Origin of the sequence: Amycolatopsis sp. NBC_01480 (assembly GCF_036227205.1) — a bacterium.
Taxonomy (GTDB): Bacteria; Actinomycetota; Actinomycetes; order Mycobacteriales; family Pseudonocardiaceae; genus Amycolatopsis.
On the sequence record NZ_CP109442.1, the window covers coordinates 902,479 to 918,977 of the forward strand.

17 protein-coding genes are annotated in these 16,499 nt (G+C 68.3%); 6 read left to right on the plus strand and 11 right to left on the minus strand.

Going from position 1 to position 16,499, the window contains the following annotated elements; genetic code table 11:
* Positions 1–74: 74 nt before the first annotated feature.
* The 4 genes from OG371_RS04215 to OG371_RS04230 all read right to left on the minus strand — a co-directional run bounded on the left by OG371_RS04215 (position 75) and on the right by OG371_RS04230 (position 4,089).
* Positions 75–689: a DUF5134 domain-containing protein gene (locus OG371_RS04215; RefSeq protein WP_329065715.1), complete on the minus strand. Its 615-nt coding sequence runs from the start codon at positions 687–689 to the stop codon at positions 75–77.
* Complete coding sequence (locus tag OG371_RS04220; protein WP_329065717.1) at positions 686–2,026, minus strand: PepSY-associated TM helix domain-containing protein; 1,341 nt, start codon at positions 2,024–2,026, stop codon at positions 686–688. Before OG371_RS04220 ends, OG371_RS04215 begins: the two co-directional genes overlap by 4 nt.
* A gap of 801 nt (positions 2,027–2,827) precedes the next feature.
* Positions 2,828–3,559, minus strand: a complete 732-nt coding sequence (locus OG371_RS04225) for a zf-HC2 domain-containing protein (RefSeq protein WP_329065720.1) — start codon at positions 3,557–3,559, stop codon at positions 2,828–2,830.
* Between the two features lie 224 nt (positions 3,560–3,783).
* Positions 3,784–4,089, minus strand: a complete 306-nt coding sequence (locus OG371_RS04230) for a hypothetical protein (protein WP_329065721.1) — start codon at positions 4,087–4,089, stop codon at positions 3,784–3,786.
* Positions 4,090–4,377: 288 nt separating this feature from the next.
* Here OG371_RS04230 and OG371_RS04235 point away from each other — a divergent pair, with 288 nt between their 5' ends.
* On the plus strand, positions 4,378–4,944 hold the full coding sequence (locus tag OG371_RS04235) for a sigma-70 family RNA polymerase sigma factor (protein WP_329065723.1): 567 nt from the start codon (positions 4,378–4,380) through the stop codon (positions 4,942–4,944).
* A 7-nt stretch (positions 4,945–4,951) separates the two neighbouring features.
* Here OG371_RS04235 and OG371_RS04240 read toward each other — a convergent pair whose 3' ends face one another.
* Positions 4,952–5,059 carry an AraC family transcriptional regulator gene (locus tag OG371_RS04240; protein ID WP_329072908.1) on the minus strand — a complete coding sequence of 36 codons (108 nt, stop codon included), beginning with the start codon at positions 5,057–5,059 and terminating at the stop codon, positions 4,952–4,954.
* 248 nt (positions 5,060–5,307) lie between these two features.
* Between OG371_RS04240 and OG371_RS04245 the strand changes: the two genes are divergently transcribed.
* Positions 5,308–6,428 (plus strand): IS3 family transposase gene (locus OG371_RS04245; RefSeq protein ID WP_442876078.1). Its coding sequence is split into 2 segments (ribosomal slippage): positions 5,308–5,617 and positions 5,617–6,428, totalling 1,122 coding nucleotides; the frame shifts between segments, so codons are not numbered across the junction.
* A 238-nt stretch (positions 6,429–6,666) separates the two neighbouring features.
* Here OG371_RS04245 and OG371_RS04250 read toward each other — a convergent pair.
* From OG371_RS04250 to OG371_RS04265, 4 genes are all read right to left on the minus strand, one after another.
* Positions 6,667–7,551: an IS3 family transposase gene (locus tag OG371_RS04250; protein WP_329057889.1), complete on the minus strand. Its 885-nt coding sequence runs from the start codon at positions 7,549–7,551 to the stop codon at positions 6,667–6,669.
* Positions 7,548–7,835, minus strand: coding sequence for a transposase (locus OG371_RS04255; protein WP_329057890.1), 288 nt, complete (start codon positions 7,833–7,835; stop codon positions 7,548–7,550). The genes OG371_RS04250 and OG371_RS04255 overlap by 4 nt, the downstream gene beginning before the upstream one ends.
* A 1,566-nt stretch (positions 7,836–9,401) precedes the next feature.
* On the minus strand, positions 9,402–10,415 hold the full coding sequence (locus OG371_RS04260) for an NADPH:quinone reductase (protein WP_329065725.1): 1,014 nt from the start codon (positions 10,413–10,415) through the stop codon (positions 9,402–9,404).
* Positions 10,416–10,429: 14 nt separating this feature from the next.
* A complete protein-coding gene (locus OG371_RS04265; protein ID WP_329065727.1) occupies positions 10,430–11,263 on the minus strand; it encodes an enoyl-CoA hydratase/isomerase family protein in 834 nt (277 codons plus the stop codon).
* A gap of 193 nt (positions 11,264–11,456) precedes the next feature.
* Here OG371_RS04265 and OG371_RS04270 point away from each other — a divergent pair, with 193 nt between their 5' ends.
* Positions 11,457–12,107, plus strand: coding sequence for a TetR/AcrR family transcriptional regulator (locus tag OG371_RS04270; RefSeq protein WP_329065729.1), 651 nt, complete (start codon positions 11,457–11,459; stop codon positions 12,105–12,107).
* 420 nt (positions 12,108–12,527) lie between these two features.
* On the opposite strand, the gene OG371_RS04275 is transcribed toward OG371_RS04270, so the two are convergent.
* Together OG371_RS04275 and OG371_RS04280 are read right to left on the minus strand one after the other, a co-directional pair.
* Positions 12,528–13,283 carry an SDR family NAD(P)-dependent oxidoreductase gene (locus OG371_RS04275; protein WP_329064180.1) on the minus strand — a complete coding sequence of 252 codons (756 nt, stop codon included), beginning with the start codon at positions 13,281–13,283 and terminating at the stop codon, positions 12,528–12,530.
* A 68-nt stretch (positions 13,284–13,351) separates the two neighbouring features.
* On the minus strand, positions 13,352–14,125 hold the full coding sequence (locus OG371_RS04280; RefSeq protein ID WP_329065730.1) for an SDR family NAD(P)-dependent oxidoreductase: 774 nt from the start codon (positions 14,123–14,125) through the stop codon (positions 13,352–13,354).
* Between the two features lie 159 nt (positions 14,126–14,284).
* Here OG371_RS04280 and OG371_RS04285 point away from each other — a divergent pair, with 159 nt between their 5' ends.
* The 3 genes from OG371_RS04285 (at position 14,285) to OG371_RS04295 (ending at position 16,497) form a co-directional block, all read left to right on the plus strand.
* Positions 14,285–14,728, plus strand: a complete 444-nt coding sequence (locus OG371_RS04285) for a MarR family winged helix-turn-helix transcriptional regulator (RefSeq protein ID WP_329065732.1) — start codon at positions 14,285–14,287, stop codon at positions 14,726–14,728.
* Positions 14,729–14,980: 252 nt separating this feature from the next.
* On the plus strand, positions 14,981–15,850 hold the full coding sequence (locus OG371_RS04290; protein WP_329064184.1) for an SDR family oxidoreductase: 870 nt from the start codon (positions 14,981–14,983) through the stop codon (positions 15,848–15,850).
* Positions 15,847–16,497: a hemerythrin domain-containing protein gene (locus OG371_RS04295; protein WP_329064186.1), complete on the plus strand. Its 651-nt coding sequence runs from the start codon at positions 15,847–15,849 to the stop codon at positions 16,495–16,497. Before OG371_RS04290 ends, OG371_RS04295 begins: the two co-directional genes overlap by 4 nt.
* Positions 16,498–16,499: the final 2 nt, after the last annotated feature.

Consider the following 16,499-nt stretch of genomic DNA (forward strand, 5'->3'; position numbering starts at 1 on the left):
CTCCACCCGTCGGCCGGGATCTGACCACAGTTCCCGATTGTGAGCCACTTCACAGTCTATTGAGGACTGTTGTATCAGGCCACGGTCAGCAGCATCAGCGCCATTCCCAGCGCCATCACGCCGTCCGCGCCGCCGCCGGCGCTGCGCAGGGCGGGCCGGGCCCCACGCGCGTCGTCGATCGCCCGGGCCAGGAAGACCAGGCCGGCCAAGACGAACACGACCACCAGCACGACCGCGACGGTCCTCACGTCGGCGGGCGCGCCGCCCCCGGCCGCGGATGCGGGCATGGACATCCCCGGCATCCCCGGCATGTCCATCGTCCCGCCACCGGCAGGCATTCCCCCCATCACGCGCGGCATCACGAACACCATCCACGCCATCGCGGCCATCATCACGACGTGGTAGACCGCCGCCGGGCGCCCGCCGTGGTCCGCGTGGGACGCACCGCTGACCGCCACCCCGGCGAACCAGACCGCGGCCAGCGCGAAGAACACCGTCTGCGGCCAGCGCGCGAAACCCGCTGTCGCGGGCCAGGCCATCACCACCATGGCCACGCACATCACCACGTGCAGCCCGTCGCCGGTCCGCTCCGCGGCCGTGCCCTGCCGCAGGCAGCGGTAGGCGCAGAACACCCCGGCCACCGCGAACGCCGCGGTCAGGATCCACCGCAGCCCCTCCGCCGTGATCATGCGGCCACCTTCCGCCGGCGCATCTCGAGCAGACCGTCCAGGATCAGGAAGCCCAGCAGTGACAACCCGAACAGCGGCAGGTAGTAACCGATCACCGCGACCACGACGAGCACCGGTGCCAGCACCCGCCCCGGGATCCGCCGCCACGTGCCCCGCGCCGGCGGCCGGCCGGCCCGGGCCGCCCCCCGCGCCGGGCGGCGCAGCCACCACATCCGGTAGCCCCAGACGATCACCGCGATCAGCGCGACCGCGAGCAGCGTCAGCACGATCTGGTTCCAGATCCCGAACAGGAAGCCCATGTGGGTGTCGATCCCCCACGTGCTCAGCTTGGCCGCGAGGTTGTAGTCCGCGAACCGCAGCGTGCCGGTGATGGTCCCGGTCGACGGGTCGACGGCCATCGAATCGGCCCGCACGGGCCAGGTGCGCCCCACCTGCGCCACGACGTAGGCCTTCCCGGGCGCGGCCGGCGGACGGACCTCGACCGGGCCGGTCAGCCCGGCTCGCACAGTCGCCTCGCGCACGCCCTCGAAACCGATGTCACGGCCGCTCGACACGGGAACTGCCGCCGGCACCGAGGGAGTGGTCCAGTTCAGCTGGGTGCGCAGTTCGGTGATGCTGCTGCCGGCGTACTGCGACCACGTCAGGCCGGTGGCCGACAGGAAGAGCAAGCCGATCGCCAGAACCAATCCGGTGCGGCCGTGCCAGGACAGCAACCTCGCCCGGCGGCTCGCCGCGGCGCGTTTGCGCCGGCGCCGGCCGAACCAGAGCGCCAGCCCGGCCAGCACCACGACCCACAGCCAGCTGGCCGCCAGCTCGGTGTACAGCCGGCCGAAGTCACCAAGATGCAAACTCCGGTGCAGGACGTCGATCCAGCCCCGCAACGGCAGCGCCTGCCCCGAGCCGTAAGTCTCCAGCTGGCCGCGGACGTCGCCGGTGTGCGGGTCGACGAACACCGTCCAGTGGTAGCTGGGCTCCAGGCCGGGCCGGGTGAAGATCACCTGCGTGCTGTCGGTGGGCGCCGGCCCGGGCCGCACCCCGGTCAGCGTGCCACCCGGTACGAGTGCCTTCGCCGTCGCTGCCTGCTGGTCCAGCGAGACGGTCCCGGCCGCCGCCGGAACGTGCAGCTCGTGGTCGTAGACAGCCTGCTCCACCTGCGGAGCCCACACGTAGGCGAGCCCGGTAACCGCGGCCACGAGCAGGAAAGGGCCGATGAACACCCCCGCGTAGAAGTGCAGCCGCAGCAGCAACGGGCGAATCACGGCCCACCCCGAACGGAACGCGGCGACCGGATCGGCCATGGGCTCCGCAGCCGGTTCCTCGCGCTGGTCGATGGACATCGAGCTCCCTTCTCTTGCCCTCCACTGCACGAGTCGTTCCGCGACCGCGGCAGGTTCCCGCGATCGCGGTGACCTGGCTCACGGCGTCCACTAAGGACGGTCGACGAGTGCGCCCGTCGCACGGCACTACACTGGCGCCCCAAGGAAAGCCGGTCGCCCCCACCGTCCGGACGACCCGCAGGGCCGAGTGTGGCGAGCCGCTCGGCGATGCCGAACCGCAGCAACCGCGTCAGCGCGGTCGCCCCCTTCGCGAACTCACGACAACTCGGATACCGGATCGAGTGGCACGGCAACGGCTTCTTCGGCTACGGCTGTCTGGCCGCGCAGAAGGGGGCCGGTCAGCGCGTCCAACGGATTCCCGGGAACTTTGTCCGGCGAGGAACCGACCACTGGATCGCGGGGACGACCACGACGCGGTCGGGGCCGCGTTCCGTTCCCGTGATCGGCCCGGCGGCCCCGCGGGGGTTTTTCCGCTCCTGAGCCTCCCCGGGGCCGCCGGCCCGCTCAGCTCGTCTTGGCCAGCACGTTGTCCAGGACGCCGGACTTCACGTCGGCGACCAGCACCGCCAGCTGTTCGCGGCTCATCTCGATCCGCTGCCCGAAGTCGTCGGTGATCACCACCTCGCGCTCGGCTGGAGCACCGTCGACCAGAAACAGCTCCGGGCACCCGCAGTTTCACTGGCCGCAGAAGGTCGCGACGTGCCGCAGACCCGGACCACCCTCGGACATGTCCACCAGCTCCTCCTCGCTCGTTCCACTCCTCCGGTAGTCGGCTGATACCGAGCTTCGGTTCCCGCGGGTTCAGGCAGCCCGGCGTCCGGTGGGCAGCTGGGGAAACCGGCGGCGATGCGCACTTTTCCGCGCCCGCGTTTCCGTGCCCGGCCCGTCGGCCGCGTCCCCGGTCCCACCCCGGGCGGGCCGGCGGCCGGTCGACGGCGGCGCCGGCCGGCGCGCGTGTTGCCTGCGCACGACGAAGAGCAGCACCACGCCGGCGACGACCCAGCCGTGGGAGGCCACCCGCTCCACCGCGACCTGCCCGGTCGACAGGTCGATCCCAGAGACGACGCCGAGCACCACGACGAACCCGCCGAGGGCGGGCAGCAGCCCGGCTGCCGCAGCCGGCCGCAACGCGGCCCACAACAGCCCGATGCCGACCGCGACGTTCCACGCCCCGCTCTCGTTGCCGAGGTGCACCGCGGCCAGGCCGCCATGCCCGGCGTGGCCGACGTCGGTGCCCATCAGCTCGGCCAGCCCGAGGCCGCTCTGCACCAGTGCCACCAAGCCGAGCCCCAGGCGCAGGCGCCACTGTTGCGGCTGCGGCGCGGGAGCCTCGGCCAGGATCCGCGCTGTCAGGTCGGGGACCCGCGGTGCAGCTCGCACCAGGGTCACCCGGCGCAGCGCGGCCGCCCGCTCCTGCCAGGCCCGGCACGCCGGGCAGCCGGCCAAGTGCCGATCAAGCACGTCAGCGGCCACCACGGGCTGCTCCCCGTCAACCCGGGCCGAAAGCGATTCGCGCAAGTCAGAGCAGTTCACATCGTCAATGGTCGGCCACCGGGCAGGCGGAGTTCCCACCGGTGCCGACTACCGTGCCGGCCGGGCCTCCGGCAGGGTGGCCGTCGACCACTTCCGCGCACCTCCCCCAGACTCCCAGCCACAACTGGGAAACCGAATCAGACCCGCCGTTCCGGCGCCCGATTCGGAGACCTCGCCGAAGCCTGCGAGATCGGTCAGCGCGATCAGCCGACGCAGCCACGAGCTCACGCCACCGAGGCGTGACACCGGCAGGTGTTGCCATCCTGGCACCCGCAGCCGCAGACGGCGGCACATCCGCAACGCGCCGTGCCGACGCCCCATACGACGGCGTGGTCCGGCACACAGCACGGGCGGGTTCGGGAACATCGATGGTCGTCGCTCGGCTGCAGCTGTTCCATCGGTGCGACGACGCTCGCGCCGGTGGCGAGTCGCCCGGTCACCTGTAGATCGAAGATGGCGATGAGATCCGGGGCGAAGTCGCGGCACTGCACGGCGGGCCGGATCCGCAGACGGCGGGTGATGGCGGCCATCTGCTCGGACGCTGCCCGGCAAGCCTGGCAGCGAGCAAGGTGTCTCCCGGCTACGGCTTCCTCACCGGGAGCAGCCTGCCCATCGACCATCGCCGAGAGCGCCTCCCTGCAACGCTGACAGTCCATATCGGATAAGTCGGCTGGAACGACAGGCGGGTTCCCGGGAACCCGCGGAGGAACGATTCCCAGGAACCGGATCCGTCCCTCGCCGCGGAACTGTGCCCGGATCCGGTGTCCGCCACCCGGCAGGCGGTCCCGGACCCGCGGAGTGTCGGCTACCGTGTCGGCGTGACTTCCGGCAGGGACCGTGACGACGAACGGCTGACCGCGCTCGCCCTCGACGCCGGCCGCGGCGACCATCGCGCCTTCGAAGCCTGGGTCCGCATGACCCAGCCCGACGTCTGGCGCTTCACCGCCCACCTCGCCGGGGCCGGCCTTGCCGACGACCTCACCCAGGAGACCTACGTCCGAGCCGTCACCGCACTGGCCCGGTTCGCGGGCCGATCCTCGGCCCGGACCTGGCTGCTCTCCATCGCCCGGCGGGTGGTCATCGACCACTTCCGCGCACGTTCCGTCCGCCCCCGGACTTCCAGCCACGACTGGGAAACCGCCATCGAAACCGAATCGGCCCGCCGCACCGGCGCCGGATTCGAAGACCTCGTCGAAGTGGGCTTGCTCCTCGACGAACTCGACCCGCAACGTCGCGAAGCCATCGTCCTCACCCAGCTCCTCGGCTACTCCTACGCTGAGGCCGCCGAAGTCTGCGACTGCCCGATCGGGACGGTCCGCTCCCGCGTCGCCCGCGCCCGCGAAGACCTCCTCACCGCACGCGACGAGCACGGCACCGCGATCTGATCGCTGCTCACCCCGCGGTGAACACCCGCCGGTACTCGCTCGGCGTCGTCCCGGTGGCCCGCCGGAATTGCTGCCGGAAGTTGGCCGGGGTGCCCAGGCCGCAGCGAACGGCGATGTCGTCGACGCTCGTGCCGGTGGTCTCGAGGAGCTCGCGGGCCCTGGTTGACGCGAGCGGCGTTGAGCCACTTCATCGGGCTGGCACCTGTCTCGGCGGTGAAGCTCCGCGCGAAGCTCCGGAGCGACATCCGGGCGGGCGCGGCGAGATCGGCAACCGACAGCGGTGCATCCAGGCGGGTCAGCCCACTCCAGGGTGTCCCGCCCCGGGTTTGATGGAGACATCGAACACCCGGAGGATTCACGGTCATGGCGGCACCACGGAAGTACCCTGACGAGTTGCGGGAGCGGGCGACGCGTCTGGTAGTCGAGGCTAGGCGGGATCCTGCGTCGGCGGCCGGGGCGATCAAACGGATCGCCGACCAGCTTGGTGTGCACCCGGAGGCGTTGCGGACGTGGGTGAAGCAGGCCGAGACCGACGAGGGGGCGCGGCCGGGGACGACCTCGGCCGAGGCCGCGCGGGTCGCCGAGCTGGAACGTGAGGTGCGTGAGCTGCGCCGGGCGAACCAGATCTTGAAGTCAGCGGCGTCTTTCTTCGCGTCAGAGCCGGACCGTCCCTCGCGATGAAGGTCGAATTCGTTGACTCTCAACGGAAGGAGCACGGTGTCCAGCCGGTCCTGCGGGTGCTTGAGGCGAACTACAGCGTCTACGGGGCCAGGAAGGTCTGGGCTGAGCTGAACCGCCACGGCGTCGAGGTGGCCCGGTGCACGGTGGAGCGGCTTATGCGCGAGGCCGGGTTACGAGGGTTGCTGCGGGACAAGTCTCCTCGCACGACCCGGCCGGCGCCGGAGACCGGAAGGCCGACTGACCTGGTGGAACGTGACTTCACGGCGACGCGGGTGAACGAGTTGTGGGTTGCGGACATCACCTACGTGCGCACCGCCGCGGGCTGGGTCTACGCGGCGTTCGTGCTGGACGTGTTCTCCCGCCTGATCGTCGGCTGGCAGGTCGCCACCAGTCTCTACACGGATCTGGCGCTGGACGCGCTGCAGATGGCGATCTGGCGCCGCCATGCCGACCGCGCCGACCTGACCGGGCTGGTCCACCACAGCGACCGCGGCGTGCAATACCGAGCGATTCGCTACACCCAGCGCCTGGCCGAGGCCGACGCCGTCGCATCCGTTGGCAGCAAAGGAGATTCCTACGACAACGCGATGGCCGAGGCGTTCAACTCGCTCTACAAGGCCGAACTCATCCGCAACCGCGGCCCCTGGCGCGGCCTCGACGACCTCGAGATCGCGACGGTCGAGTACATCGACTGGTACAACAACCGGCGCCTGCACGGCGAGCTCGGACACATCCCACCCACCGAGTACGAGGCACTACACGCGATGACCCACCCGGTCACCACAACCCAGGAAACCAACTAATCCAGTGTCCATCAAACCCGGGGCTTGACAGTTCTCCGACGTCGGTGAACCCAGATACTGGCTACCGTCATCGCACGCGGCGACCAGCAACACGCACGCGGTCATGACCGCGACGAGAGGTGTTCGACAACACATATCTGGGCGCTTCCTAAGGTGCGGGGACCGTCAACGCTGTCAAAGGGTGATCCCACAGCCTCACCCAGACTGAGGTTCCCCCCGGGATCCGGACACCGGGGTTTTATGCCGCGAGGGCGATAGGTTGACGATAGCTGATGCGGGTTTCGTGGGGTGTTCGGTATCCGAGTGTCGAATGTAGACGGTCGTGGTTGTAGTAGCTGAGGTAGGCGAACACTGCCCGGCGGGCGTCGTCGCGGGTGGCCCAGACCTGGGTCCCGATCTCGGTTTTGAGGGTCGCGAAGAACGACTCGGCGACGGCGTTGTCGTAGCACGACCCGACCCGCCCCATCGACGGCCGCATACCCGCCGCCGTGAGTGCGGCGCGGAAGGTCGAGGAGGTGTACTGGGAACCACGATCGGAGTGGAAGATCGCATCAGCACTGGTCAGACCACGTCCCACGGCGAGATCGACCGCATCGCATACCAACTCGGCACGCATGTGCTCAGCCATCGCGTGACCGGCCGCTTCCCGGGTATGCAGGTCCAGCACGGTCGCCAGATACAACCATCCTTCCTGGGTGGGCAGGTAGGTGATGTCGCCGACGAACCGCTCGCCGGGAGCGTCGGCGGTGAAGTCCCGGCTGATCAGGTCTGGTGCCGGTGCGGCGGTCGTGTCCTGCTTGGTCAGGGACCGGCGGCGCCGGCGGGTCAGCCCGACGATCCGGCGCTGGCGCATGATCCGTTCAACGCGTTTGTGGTTGACCACCCGGCCCCGGCGGCGCAGTTCGACGGTGACCCGCGGGCAGCCGTAGCGCCCACGGTGCTCGGTGTGGACCTCGGCGATCTCGGTGGCCAGTTCCTCCTCGGTCGCGGCGTGCGCGGCCCTGACAGGGGCGGCTGCGATCCATTCGTAGAACCCGGGGCGGCGGACACCCAGGACCCGGCACAGCAGTGCGACAGCGAAGCTGGCGCGGTGTTCGGAGATGAACCGGTAGCTGCAGGTCAACGACCCATCTCCTTCGCGAAATAGGCGGCCGCTTTCCGCAGAATCTCCTTCTCCACCTCCAGTTCCGCCACCCGCTTACGCAGTGTCCGCAGCTCGTCCTGATCGGCGCCCGACACAGCGGACGGTTGCCCGGCCTGCTTCTCGGCGGTCTTGACCCAGTTGCGCAGGGTCTCGTGGTTCACGCCCAGGTCGCGGGCGACCTGGCGCAGCGGACGATCAGAGTTGCGGACCAACTCGACTGCGTCCTTGCGGAACTGCTCGGGATACTTCGACGGACGTGGCACCAGGACATCCTTCCCCAGACCACTGTCTGGGCTCAGAGTGTCCGGCCCGAAGGGGGAACCTCAAACTTCCGAGCCCCCGCCCACAACGCCTGTGGTAGCTCCGATGCCGCATCCTGCTGCCAAGTTCGCATGGTCGAGGGCCACAATGGCGAGCCCGCCGATGGACCACCCGACGCCAACCGCCTCGTCCTCGTCGACCTGTGGAACACCCTCGGCGTGGAGGCGCGAAGGCGCCCGGCGCGTTTCGATCATCGCTTGAAGCAGGCCGGGATCGACTACTGGTTGAGGGCACCTGTTCGAAGCTAGCGGCTGTACGGTGGCGCGGTCTCGGCCGGATTGGGAATCGGAGTGGGCGTGGTGACGCTGTGGGTCGTGTAGATCGGAAAACTGGGCGCTTGTGGGCGGCCGTTGATCGGCGGCTCGTTGACGCGGTCGCGAATGATCCGGTCGCTCGGGGCCGAGTCGCCGGCGGCGGTGCCGGCGGCGTCCGTATGCGCCTTGGCGGATGCAGGCGGAGCGACTGGTGGTTTGGCCGGGATGGCGACGACCGAGGTTGCGGGCGGGGCCGTGGGCGGGGGTGTCGCGATCGTGGGAGTGGGCTGCGGGGCGCTGGTCGATCCCAGCGGTCCAGCGGCCGGCCGGTTGCCGGTTGGTGATTCTCCACCGGTCAATCCGATAACCACGGCAGCCGTGCCTCCTGCAACGAACAGGAAGCCAGCCGACAATACGACCAATTTTCTTCGCGACACAAGAGTGATCAAATAGTTGCTTTCGCTATCTGTCAATATTTGAGACGCAGTCGGTATGTCACACTTTTGACAGTTCAGTTCACAGTGGAGTTCCGTTCCCGGAGGACGTGTCACGCGATGGCCGTCTCTCGGTCGCTGCAGCAGCACGGGCGGGCTCTGGTCCGGAGACCTCGGCCATCATCGCCGTGCTCGCCGGAGCGCTGACTACTGCGCTGCTCGCCATCGCGCTCCGAAGCTGAAACGCACGCGCCCCGCCGGCTGCATCGGACTCGCCGGCCACGCCGCCGTCCGCGCGGAAGCCACAGCCAGCCAGGACCGGCTGTCGTAAGCACAGGGCACAGCGACGCGACCGTTCACGCGACAACGTCCATAGCCCTGTTCGGCACGCCGCCCCATTCCGCCCGGACCGCACGGCTCAAAACGCGAGAAATCCGCCTTGCGAAGCTCCCGCGGCTGAAACCGGCCGCTGATGGCGCTCACGATGCTCCGCATCGATCTGCTTCGCACGCTGCACCAGAGCGGGATCGAGTCCAGCAGCAGCCGTACTCGGGACCTTCGACGAAGGCTCACGCGCTTCGGCCACCGGAACGACAGGAGGCTGCCCGGCCGCGGCGAGAGGCTGCAGCGGACCCGGGTGAGGTCGACTCGGGGCGCGGTGCCGGCCTTGCGGTCAGTCCGTTTCCCCGAGCCGGGCTTCCGCACCGGACATGCGCCTCTCAACACATCCGGCGCTCCGCAAACCCCGCTGGCCGGTCCTCGCACGTCATGCTCGGCCATGGTGACGGAATCTTCGTTCCCCGATGCATCAGCGTCGCAATCATGCCTCCGCTATGTCCAGAAGAACTTTGCCGACCGCTCCTTGTTCGACAGCGTCCTGCGCCGCCGCGGCTTCTGCGAGGGGGAAGTGATGGATCGGGAGCCCGGAGTCCTCACCGATGCGGAAGCCACCAGTGGCGATGGCCGCCGTCACGTCACTGGCCGCTCGCGCCAATGCCCCGGCGTGCAGGGAGTACAAGACCAGGTACTGATACCGAAGGTTCTTGAAATAGGTTTCCAAAATGGGCACCGAGTATTCGTCTCCCCCGTTCTTGGCATAGATCGATACGGTTCCGCCGGTTTTCACAACAGCAAGGTCCAGCGCGTTATTCTGGGCTGGAGCGACCTCCACCACCAAGTCCACGCCGTCGGGCGCGGCCGCGCGTACCGCGCTCTCGGCGTCGCCCTGCCGATAGTTGATCACATGGTGAGCACCAGCGGCCTTTGCCAACGATTCCTTCCTTGTGGAACTCACCGTTGTGACGACGGTTGCGCCCGACCAGCGCGCCAACTGGACCGCGGCGTTGCCAACCGCGCCCGCACCGCCCTGCACCAGGACCGTCAGTCCGGTCATCGCGCCTGGCCCCAGCTGCGAGGGGCCGCCATCGTGCACTGTCAGAGCACGATGCGCAGTCAGGGCTGGAACCCCGATGGAGGCACCGACGTCGAAACTCACTCCGTCGGGTAAAGGAACGACGCGGCTGATCGGTTGCACTACGTACTCAGCTGCCGTACCGAAAGGCTTTTCATGCTGGGCGAGAATCAGCCAGACGCGATCGCCGACCGCAAAATTGGCCACCTGCGGCCCCACCGCGTCGACGACGCCAGCACCGTCTTGACCCGGCGTCACTTCATCGAACGGCAGCGGCCGGATTCGGAATCGCCAATCGGTGGGATTGACTCCGGAACGCATCAGGCGGACCCGAACTTCGCCCGGACCGGGCTCGGGAATCTTGCGCTCGGTCAGAGACAGAACGTCGGAGGATCCGGGGCGGTTGTAGACAATGGCTCGCAAGTCGAGGCTCCCGCCTAGAGATTGAGGTTGGGTTTGCCGTTGCTTCCTCGATAGTGAAGGAAGTTGACCCATTCATATGCAGAGGCAGCGTCGAGGGTCAGGTTGAGCTGTTCGGCCACTCGTCTCTTCACAACACGCTTGGTCAGAGCAAGCGCATAGGCGGACTTCGACAGAAGTTGACGAACCATGCCGTCCACGACCTGATCCAGTTCAGCCGGCGGCACCGCGTAATTGATCGCACCCATTTTTGCCAGTTCCGCGGCCGTATAGGGCTTCGCCAGAAGCAGGTACTCCATCGCTTTGGCCGGGAACATGTGCAAGGGCACCAGCGCACCTCCGCCGTCACCCGGAACCGTGTCAAAACCGAAGATCTTCTGCAGGTCCATGTGCACATCAGCCACTATCGCATCTTCCCTGGCGACGATCAGGTCGCAGCCGAACATGATGCTTTGGCCGAACCCGATACAGTCTCCGTTGACTCGAGCGATCACCGGCTTCTCCATTTCGGCCAGCGTTTGCTGAGTCAGGCGCACACCCTGGAACCCTTTCCACATCCAATCCGGAAAGTCGATCGGCTCGGGATCGAGCCTGTTGCCCTCTGCATAGGGCGGAGCCGGCAGAATCCACGGCTCGCCATCGTCGATGCCAGTGATGACCACAACTCTGACCGCGTCATCCTCCCGCAATCGTGCGAGCGCCCGGCCGAGGTCGAAGTGGAGTTCAGCTTGAGAGCCCTGCGCGCTGAGAACCGCTACTCGTTCTGTGGTCAACAACCTCACGGTCGCCACAGCCCTGCTGATCTCCACTTCGACCGATTCGAACAACTCGTAACCAACGGACGTCCCCATGCGACACCTCCTCACCTTCAGATTTCTCAATGAGCGCGACGAGGAGGACCGCCACGTCGCGTACCCGGCGGGCACGCTCCGGGTCCTCACGGTCGGACCGAGGCTATGTGGAAGAAACTGTTCCATCTTGCGCTCACCGTACCGCGGCTCGAGAGAAGATGGAAGCATTACTTCCGGATGCTAGGCTCGAGTCATGGGTGTGAAGCCACTACGACGAGATGCGATGGAAAGCCGTGCCCGGATCATCAGCGCTGCGCGAGGGGCTTTCGCCGAGCATGGGTGCGAGGTGCCGCTGTCCGAGGTCGCTGCTGCCGCCGGGGTCGGTGTGGCAACGCTTTCGCGCCACTTCGACCGCGCGCAGCTCGTCCAAGCCGTCATCGAACAGCGCCTGCAGGAGCACGTGAACACCGCTGACGAAGCGCTCGCGTTGGCTCCCGAAGAGGCGATCCTCTCCTACGTGCGGGGCCTGTGCGCTCGCGGGCTCGTCGATCGCAGCCTGGTCCGAACGTTCACCCTCCCTCTGCCGGACTCGCAGATTGCGGGTCGCTTGCGTCGCCAGCTCCGGCAGCGGCAACTGAAGCTCATCAGGGCCGGGCAGGATGCGGGCGTGCTGAGGGCGGGCGTGGTTCCCGAAGATCTTCTTCTCGTTCTCCTGGCTGTGCAGTGCAGCATGGAGAACACGACCGGAGGCGCCGCGTGGCAACGCACGCTGGCAATCCTTCTTGCCGGGCTGACCGATTCCGCCACAGATCGCGAGTTGCCGAGACCCCCTCGGCTGGACGACCTCATTCAACCTGCCAACGGTCCACGACCGGGGCGGCGGCCCAGCTCGCTCTCGAACTGAACGCGACGAGCCGAGCAGCTCGTCAGCGGTGTGGGTCAGCGGTGTTCCTGTTGGCCACGCTGGCTTCCAGGTAGGCCAACCAGTCGCGTTGCACGCCGCCCGCAGGGTGTTGACCAGCAGCATGACGATCGTCGTCGGCCCGCCCCGCTTGGGACGGTGTGAGCGGCCGGCGACCGCACACACCTCGGAGAAGCGGACATCACCGCGCAGCCCCTCCCCGTCCTCGCTGCCGTCCTCCCTGCCTCCGCCCGCGCTGGTTTGGGCCGAGCACGCTGCAGTCCCTGTGACCGCCGCACCCCGTCGTCGCTCACATTGCTTGGCCCGGATACCTCCGCTCCCTCGCTCTCGCCGGGTTGATCCGCGCGGCAACACAGCTGTGACCGGCACGGTGGTGCACCCGCCGTGCGGAGGTTGGTCAGGTCAGACCGCGGTGCGGCCGCCGTCGACGTTGAGGATCGCGCCGGTGATGTAGCTGGCCTTGTCCGTGGTCAGGAACACGATGGCGTTGGCGATCTCGTCGGCGTCGGCGACATAGCCCAGCGGCGCCTGCTTTCCGAGCTCGTCGAGCCCGTCGCCCATGATGCCGACGACCTTCTGGGTGCGGGTGGTTCCCGGGCTGACCGCGTTGACCCGGACACCGGCCGGGCCGAACTCCGCGGCCCAGGATTTGGTGAGCAGGTTCAGTGCGGCTTTGGTCGCGCCGTAGACCGCCATGCCCGGGGCGGCGAACTGGCCGACCATCGTCGAGGTGTTGACGATCACGCCCTTGCCGCGCGCGGCCATCTTCGGCGCCAGCTCCCCGACGAGGAAGAAGTGACCCTTGAGGTTCGTGTTGAACGTCGTGTCCCAGCCCTCCTCCAGCGTCTCCGCCGTCGGGCCGAACACCGCCGTCCCCGCGTTGTTGACCAGGATGTCGACTTGGCCTCCGGAAATCGCCAGTGCTCGTCGGGCCAGCTCGCGTGCCGACGCCGCGTCGCCGAGTTCGGCGCGCACGTAATCGGCCTTGCCGCCGGCTGCGCGGATCGCGGCGACGACACCGTCTCCGAGCTCTTGGCGACGACCGGCCACGATCACGTGCGCCCCGTGCCCGGCGAGCTGCTTCGCCGTGGCCTCGCCGATCCCGCTGGTCGAACCGGTCACGAGCGCCGTACGGTCCGCGAGGTCTTTTTCTGCCATTGCTTCTCCTTGTCGATGCTGGTGGCGGTGGGTGTGCTGGTGAGGACCACGTTCGATGAAACGGCGTGTCAGTTCCAGCCGCCGTCGGCTTCGATGGTGGTGCCGGTGATGTAGGACGCGTCGTCGGAGAGCAGAAACGCGACCGTGGCGGCGATTTCCTCAGGTTGGCCGAGCCGGCCGAGTGCGCTCATCGAGCGGAGGAGGGCGGGGAACGGGACGTCGGTGAGCGCGGGGTGGACGTAGTGGGGGGCGTAGCCGGCCATGCGGGTGGCGGTGGCGCCGGGGGCGATCGCGTTGATGGCGATGTTCCGCTCGGCCAGTTCGGGAGACAGATTGCGCACCATGGCCGGGATGGCGGCCTTGCTCGCCGCGTACAGGGCGTGGTGGCGCACCGCCAGGCGCGTGCTGACCGAGGAGCTGAGCACGATCCGGCCGCCGTCGGTCATCGCGGCCACCGCCGCCTGGGTGACGAACAGCTGTCCGGCCACATTGGTCCGGAAGAGGTGCTCGAAGTCGGCCTCGGTGATGGTTTCCAACGCGCCGAAGTGCTCGACCCCGGCGTTGCTGACCAGCAGGTCCAGGCCGCCGAACTCGGACACCACCGAGCCGACCAGCTCGTGGGCCCGCGCCGCGTCACTGACGTCAGCCTGGAAAGCCGATGCGGTACTCCCGTTGCCACGCAGTTCGCCGACGAGCGCGTCGGCCGCGTCCCGATCGGAGCGGTAGTTGACCGCGACCGTGGCTCCCTGAGCGGCGAGCCGCCGCACAATCGCGGCACCGATCCCGCTGCTGCCTCCGGTGACCAGGACCCGCTTGCCCGCCAGGCTTGCCGTTGCCGTCATGGCGCTACCTCAGTGCTCTCTGTTTTTCGATTTTGTCAGATACATTTACCAACTTAGTCATACGATGGCATCGATGGCAACTGGCCCGGAGTCCGGCTCGCCGCCGTTGACGTAGGGTGTGAACCTCGTGGGATCGGGTGGGCGATGGAGTCGAGCGGCATGGACGACGAGCAGCGTGTTGATCTAGGGGTGTCGTTGTTCATCCCGTACCGCTACATGGAGGACCGGATTTTCCGGACCCTGCAGGAGGCCGGGTTCGACGACTGGACCCTCGCCCAGTGCCGGGTGTTCCAGCGCATCCACCCGGACGGTTCACGCCTCACAGACCTCGCCGACCAGGCGCAGATGAGCAAGCAGAGTGCCGGTGTGCTGGTTGACCAGCTGGAGCGGCTCGGCTATGTCCGCCGGGTTCCCGACCCCACGGACGGGCGCGCCCGGTTGATCGTGATCGAGCAACGCGGCCGGCGGGCGGTCGAGGTGGCCATGGCGACACGGGACGAGATCCTCGCGGAGTGGCAGGCCTACCTGGGCACCCGCAACTTCGCGTTGCTGCACCAGATCCTGGCGCAGCTCCGCGAGATCACCGACCCCTACGCGCTCTGAAACCCGGCCCCAGCCACCCCCCGACTCCCAGTCCCCGCCACCCCGGACCACTGGGAAAGCGAGGCTCCGGCAGGATTCGACTCCGCCTTGACATCGTCAGAATGACTGACTAGCTTTATCAATGATTCTGACGAACGTCAGGCAATGGCCGAGTGGTAGCCACGGTCCAGACGAGTCCGGCTCGCCACCACGCCGTCCGCAGCCCCGCGCTGCCACCGCACCAGAGCGGCGCCCCCAAGAAAGGGAAACACCATGTCCATTGTCATCACCGGAGCTTCAGGCCACCTCGGCCGGCTCGTCGTCGACCGGCTGCTGGCCGCCGGAACACCGCCCGCGCAGATCGTGGCCACCGGCCGGGACGCCGGCAAACTCGCCGGCCTCGCCGAGCGCGGGGTCGTGGTGCGGCGCGCGGACTTCGCCGATCCGCGAACCCTCGACGACGCATTCGCCGGCGCGGACACGATGCTGCTGGTCTCGACCACGACGGTCGGGGAACGATTCGACAACGCCCGCAACGCCATCGACGCGGCGGCCCGGGCCGGGGTGTCCCGGATCGTCTACACCAGCATCGTCAACGCCTCGACCGCGCGGATGACGCTCGCCGCCGAACACCGCCGCACCGAGGAGTACCTGCGGGACAGCGGTTCGGCGTTTGTCATCCTGCGCAACGGGTGGTACCTGGAGAACTACACCGACCAGCTGCCGATGATCGCCCAGTACCACGCATTGCTCGGCAGCGCGCACGACGGCCGGGTCAGCGCGGCCGGCCGGGACGACCTGGCCGCGGCCGCGGTCGCGGTGCTGACGCAGGACGGGCACCTCGGCGCGACCTACGAGCTCGGCGGCACCCCGTTCACCCTGACCGAACTCGCCGCCACGATCAGCGAGGTCCTCGGCACCCCCATCGCCTACCAGGACATGCCGGTCGCCGACTACACCGCGACGTTGACCGGCGCCGGGCTGCCGCCGGAAATGGCCGCCGCGGTGGCCGACGCCGACGCCGGCCTCGCTCGCGGCGAACTGTTCACCGCCAGCGAAGACCTGGTGAAGCTCATCGGCCGACCGGCGACCACCGCGCACGAAGCCGTCCGGAACGCCGTGGCTGCCGGGGAGTCACGGTGAACACCTCCGGACCGGGCGTCGACACCCACGAGATGGTGCTGATGCACCGCGTCATCCGGCGCGAGTTCGGTCAGCTCCCCCGGCTGTTCCGCGCCGCGGCCAGCAACCGTGCGCGATCCAAGGTCGTCGGCGCGCACGCCCGGGAGATGCTGGACTTCCTCCACACGCACCACACCGGCGAGGACGAGCTGCTTTTCCCCTTGCTGCGCAAGCGAACCACGCTCGACCCGGAACTGATGGACCGGATGGACGCGCAGCACGCGCAGGTCGACGACGCCGTCGCGGCCCTCGGCAAGGACCTGCCGGCCTGGACAGCCACCGCGGACGCCCCCACTGGCGAGCGGATGGCGGCTCTCGTCGACGCCACGATGCCGACACTGATCGAGCACCTGGCCGAGGAGGAGGAGAAACTGCTCCCGATCGTCTCGGCCACGTTGACGCAAAGCGAATGGGACGCGCTGGGCAAGCACGGCATGAGCGCGATTCCGCTCACCCGGCGGCTGGTCATCCTCGGCCACATCACCGAGGAAACCGATGACACGGAACGGCAGCGGTTCCTGCAGGTCATCCCGGCCCCAGCTCGTTTGGCCTACAAGCTGATCGGCCGCCGTCAGTTCACCCGCGAAACCACCACCATCCGCAGCTGACC